A 4,042-nucleotide genomic window follows, 5' to 3' on the forward strand; every position below is an offset into this window, starting at 1 on the left:
GCTGAGCGACGACATCGTGTTCCTGACCCACACGGCAGCCCCGCTGAGCACGGAGGACGCGGAAAAGCTTGCCGCCCGCGGCATTCGGATCGTCGACGGCGAGGTCGTCGAAGTACTGGCGACCGACAAGTTCACCGGCGTCCGCCTGGCCGACGGCACGGTGCTCGACCGCGACGCCCTCGTCGTGGCCCCGCGCATGAACACCCGCGCCACCTTCCTCACCGACCTCGGCCTGACCCCGCAACCACACCCGTCCGGCACGGGCGATCACATCCCCGCCGACCCGGTCGGCCGCACCACGGTCCCCGGCGTCTGGATCGCCGGCAATGCCACCGACCCGTCGGCCCAGGTCGGCGCGGCCGCGGCGGCGGGCGCCATGGCAGGCGCGCAGATCAACGCCGAGTTGGTCATGGCCGAGACCGAGCAGGCGGTCGCCGCACGCCGGATCGCCCAGGGCATCGGCGTTTCCGCCTGACCGAACACCCTCGGCGCGGCGCAGCAGTACCGCGCCGAGGGCGGACGGCAAGCAGGGCGCGAGCGATGCGGTCGGGCTTGTCGTCCGGATTTCCGCTGGTCGGGTATCTGATCGGAGGATGGGTACCGTGTCATAATGGCGAGGTCAGACGATCGCCGTGCGACGAGCGAGGGACCCATGACTGCGGATCCGATGCCATCGGGGGAGCGAGCTCCGTTGAGCTGGCCGGTGCCGCCACCGCGGGGGTATTTCGCCGAAGACCTGGATCACCTGAGTGAACTGCCGCCGCACACTCAGCTGATCGACGGGAGCCTGGTCTTCGTGAGTCCGCAGATGCGATTCCACCTGCTCGTCATCACGTTCCTCCATGTGCAATTGATGCGGCAGGCTCCGGAGGGCTTCGACAGCATTCGTGAGATGACGGTGACGCTCGGCTCGCGTCAGCGACCTGAACCCGACGTCATGGTCGTCGATTCGGCGGGCGTCACGGGCTTGGACCAGACGACATTCCGTCCGGAGGACGTCGTGCTGGCGATCGAAGTCGTCTCACCGGACTCGCTCGAACGCGATCGTCATCGCAAACCGCAGCTCTATGCCGAGGCGGGTATTCCGTACTTCTGGCGCGTCGAGAATGTCGACGGGCGCGCGGTCGTCTACGCCTATGAACTCGATCCGGCTACGCAGAAGTACACCACGGTGGGCATCCATCATGATCGACTGAAGGTCGCACTGCCGTTCGACCTCGACCTCGATCTGACCCGGGCAACAGATCCGAAGGGGTCTGCTTGACGGGCTCTCGGCGGGGTTTCGGCGACTCGTGCGAACGTCATTTCTCCTGTGCCAGAACGCCGTCGATAGCGGAAGTCAGCAGTTCGTATGCGTCCGTTGCGGGGAGTTGACCGAGGGTGACGTGTAGGGCCAGGCCGTCGAGGAGGGCGAGCAGGGTGTTGGCCGCGGTCGTGGGGTCGGGGTGGTCGGGGAGCATGCCCGCGATGTGGTCGCGGAAGGCTCGGCCGTTGGTGGCCATGGTTTCGGCGATCTGAGGGCGGACGGAGGCGAAGGCGAGGTAGCCGATCAGGGTGCGGGAGTCGGCGGCCGAGTCGGGGTCGGTGGGGAGCAACGCGGTCAGGATGTGGTGCAGGTCGGGGTTGGGGCCCGCGGCGGAGATGCGGGTGGCGATCCGGTCGGCGATAGTGCTCGCCGCGAACTCCATCATCGCGTCCTTGCTGGGGAAATAGTGCTGCACCTGGCCGGGGGAGACGCCTGCCTCGGCGGCGACGTGGCGCAGGCTGATCGCCTCGAGGCCGTCGCGCGCGAGCAATCGCATCACGGCGTCGCTGATCGTCGCCCGGCGTGAGCTGTGGTCCACCCGTTTCGGCATTCGCTCATCTTTTCACGATGCAGTTGTATTGCCATAGCGGCGTCCCTCTCTTTACAATGCAGTTGTATTGCGAAGGAGGGAATCATGCGCCCGATCATGCAGCTCGGACTTCGTTTCGTCCGGCTCGAAATCGACATCTGGGTCAGCCTCGCGCGGGCTGTCACCCGCAGGCCCGACACCGAGGGCGGGACGCCGATCCGATACGCGGGTGCGGTGTCGGCCTTCATCTGGGCGATCATCGTGGTCAGCGCGGTGGAGATCCCCGCGGTGCACCTGATCATCGGGTGGCCGCCGGTGCGGATCGCCGCGCTGGCGCTGGGTATCTGGGGTTTGACCTGGATGCTCGGCCTGCTCGCCGCGCATCACATGTACCCGCACGTCCTCACCCTGGACCGCCTCCGCGTCCGCTACCTGCGCCGCACCGAAGTCGACGTACCTCTCGCTACTGTCCGCACTGTGCGCAACGATCTGCGCGCCTACGATGGCTCGAAGTCGTTGCAGCTCATCGGCAATGACACCCTCGCCCTCCCGGTCGGCAACTCCACGAATGTCCGGGTGGACCTGACCGCGCCGCAGACCTTCACCACCACGCAGGGCGAGTACACGGTGCGCACTGTCGCCTTCTGGGCCGACGATCCGCGCACGGCGGTCGCGGCGATCAGGTCGGCGGCGCCGCGGGAGCGCACAGGAGCCTGACCCGCGGTCTAGTGTTGTTGCGGTGGGCGGTGTTCGGGGGCGTAGAACGGATGGAGTCGACTCGATGCCGGTCGACAGAGGATTACGAGCTGCGGGAGGCGATCGACGGAATCGCCTGTTCCCGGCCCTTGGCGGATTCCTCGTCGCGTTCCTGGTGCTGACGGCGGTCATCGTGCTGGACAACGTGATCCACCCGCGCAGCGTCGTCGACCAGAATCGGCAGCCGGATTCGGTCAGCTACTCGGACGGGTCGACTCACTACGTGGCGATCTTCGAGGAACGCACCCTGCTGGGTAGGGACCGACACCACGAGATCTTTTCCGGCCGCGACCCGTCCCTCTCTTACGGTCACGGGGTCCGAGTGGACTTCACCGGCACCGAGACATTGAAATTTGCTGCGGTCGACTGGGTTCCGGACGGTGTCCGGATCAGGTTCGATTCCGGGCACGAGTTGTTCATCCCCGCTGGGAAATTCATCGGCGGACGCTGAGCGGCCGGGATCGCGGATCTGCGAGACGCCTAGTTATCGGTTACCGAAGGTTTCGAGACCGGTGACGCGGAGTAGGTCGAGTGCGGTGGCGGTGGGGAGCTGAGCACGGAGAACCCGTTCTCCTACGAAGCGCGCGGGATCAGCTGGGCCTGATGCGTCGCTGGCTGAACTCAGGTATCGCGCGGGCGATGGTGACGAAATCGGTGTCGTTGTGGATGACGGTGGCGTCGTGGCGCAGCGCGACCGCCGCGATCTGGACATCGGTGGTCTGGGCGCCACGGCCTGCGCCGATCTTCCACCGACTGGTCGAGAAGGTATCTTGGACGGACGGTCGTCGCGGTCACCGTGAGTCGCCCTGATCGGCCGCCAGCTCGTCCTCGGTCAGGAAGGGGTTGTGGTCCAAGCGCTTGAGCTGGGTCAGCGCCTCACGCTGCCGATAACCCTGGACGAGCTCGGACATTGCGAGATTGATGACAGCCTTCTTGGTCGGCAATCCGGTCAGCCGCAGGGCTTCGGCCAGGAGCTCGTCCGGAATCTCCACTGTCGTCGCCATCGTGCCTCCATATTCGTAATATGACGCGCTGGGGGCTGCTCTGACCGGTCGCTATTTGTGGCCGCCGCTGTGGTCGTGGCTGCCGCAGGTGTCGGTGCGCCGGCCGTCGGTGGTGCTCGCCTGGCCGGCGCCGTGACCTTCCAGGGCCGCGAACGGGCCGCACTGGTGCGGGGCGATCCAGACGTGGACCATCGGATTGCCCGATCCGGGGTTGATCGAATTGGGCGGGAAATTGCCCTGGGCGTCGGTCACGCCCGCGACCTGGGGGCCGTTGTCGCCCGCCTTCCAGCACAGGTTGTCGTGGACGTGCCACTGCATCAGCGAACCGGCGTAGTCGGTGAGAGCGGGGTCGTCGATCTTCTTGCCCTTGGCGATGTACATGGCCGAGACCCGGGTGGGGGTGTGCCCCGCGACCCGGGATACACACCCCTCCCGGGGGGTGGCGGG

The 4,042-nt window shown here is 66.6% G+C and carries 7 protein-coding genes and 1 pseudogene; 4 read left to right on the forward strand and 4 right to left on the reverse strand.

Translation table 11 applies throughout. From position 1 onward, the window contains the following. Both ACFWPJ_RS26575 and ACFWPJ_RS26580 read left to right on the forward strand, forming a co-directional pair. On the forward strand, positions 1 to 475 hold a 475-nt coding region (locus ACFWPJ_RS26575; RefSeq protein WP_378855274.1), incomplete at its 5' end, for an FAD-dependent oxidoreductase. Between the two features lie 177 nt (positions 476 to 652). After that, the gene (locus ACFWPJ_RS26580) at positions 653 to 1,264 is read left to right on the forward strand and encodes a Uma2 family endonuclease (protein ID WP_378855276.1); all 612 of its coding nucleotides are present in this window, start codon (positions 653 to 655) and stop codon (positions 1,262 to 1,264) included. A gap of 37 nt (positions 1,265 to 1,301) precedes the next feature. On the opposite strand, the gene ACFWPJ_RS26585 is transcribed toward ACFWPJ_RS26580, so the two are convergent. Then, positions 1,302 to 1,856: a TetR/AcrR family transcriptional regulator gene (locus ACFWPJ_RS26585; RefSeq protein WP_378855278.1), complete on the reverse strand. Its 555-nt coding sequence runs from the start codon at positions 1,854 to 1,856 to the stop codon at positions 1,302 to 1,304. Between the two features lie 84 nt (positions 1,857 to 1,940). Here ACFWPJ_RS26585 and ACFWPJ_RS26590 point away from each other — a divergent pair, with 84 nt between their 5' ends. Further along, positions 1,941 to 2,552: a hypothetical protein gene (locus tag ACFWPJ_RS26590; RefSeq protein ID WP_378855280.1), complete on the forward strand. Its 612-nt coding sequence runs from the start codon at positions 1,941 to 1,943 to the stop codon at positions 2,550 to 2,552. 64 nt (positions 2,553 to 2,616) lie between these two features. Beyond that, the gene (locus tag ACFWPJ_RS26595) at positions 2,617 to 3,042 is read left to right on the forward strand and encodes a hypothetical protein (protein ID WP_378855282.1); all 426 of its coding nucleotides are present in this window, start codon (positions 2,617 to 2,619) and stop codon (positions 3,040 to 3,042) included. 139 nt (positions 3,043 to 3,181) lie between these two features. Here the strand turns inward: ACFWPJ_RS26595 and ACFWPJ_RS26600 are convergent, their stop codons facing one another. The 3 genes and pseudogenes from ACFWPJ_RS26600 to ACFWPJ_RS26610 all read right to left on the reverse strand — a co-directional run. Then, entirely contained in the window at positions 3,182 to 3,334 is a 153-nt protein-coding gene (locus ACFWPJ_RS26600) for a hypothetical protein (protein ID WP_378855286.1), read from the reverse strand. Between the two features lie 48 nt (positions 3,335 to 3,382). Continuing rightward, positions 3,383 to 3,595, reverse strand: coding sequence for a type II toxin-antitoxin system VapB family antitoxin (locus ACFWPJ_RS26605; protein WP_378855284.1), 213 nt, complete (start codon positions 3,593 to 3,595; stop codon positions 3,383 to 3,385). 51 nt (positions 3,596 to 3,646) lie between these two features. Beyond that, positions 3,647 to 4,042: pseudogene (locus ACFWPJ_RS26610) on the reverse strand (hypothetical protein); the annotation flags it as partial.

The organism is Nocardia sp. NPDC058497 (assembly GCF_042720195.1).
Lineage (GTDB): Bacteria > Actinomycetota > Actinomycetes > Mycobacteriales > Mycobacteriaceae > Nocardia.

Excerpts from the sequence above, each read along its gene's own strand:
- ACFWPJ_RS26580 (WP_378855276.1), top strand. The coding sequence starts at position 653 with ATGACTGCGGATCCGATGCCATCGGGGGAGCGAGCTCCGTTGAGCTGG.
- ACFWPJ_RS26585 (WP_378855278.1), bottom strand. The coding sequence starts at position 1,856 with ATGCCGAAACGGGTGGACCACAGCTCACGCCGGGCGACGATCAGCGAC.
- ACFWPJ_RS26605 (WP_378855284.1), bottom strand. The coding sequence starts at position 3,595 with ATGGCGACGACAGTGGAGATTCCGGACGAGCTCCTGGCCGAAGCCCTG.
- ACFWPJ_RS26595 (WP_378855282.1), top strand. The coding sequence starts at position 2,617 with ATGCCGGTCGACAGAGGATTACGAGCTGCGGGAGGCGATCGACGGAAT.
- ACFWPJ_RS26590 (WP_378855280.1), top strand. The coding sequence starts at position 1,941 with ATGCGCCCGATCATGCAGCTCGGACTTCGTTTCGTCCGGCTCGAAATC.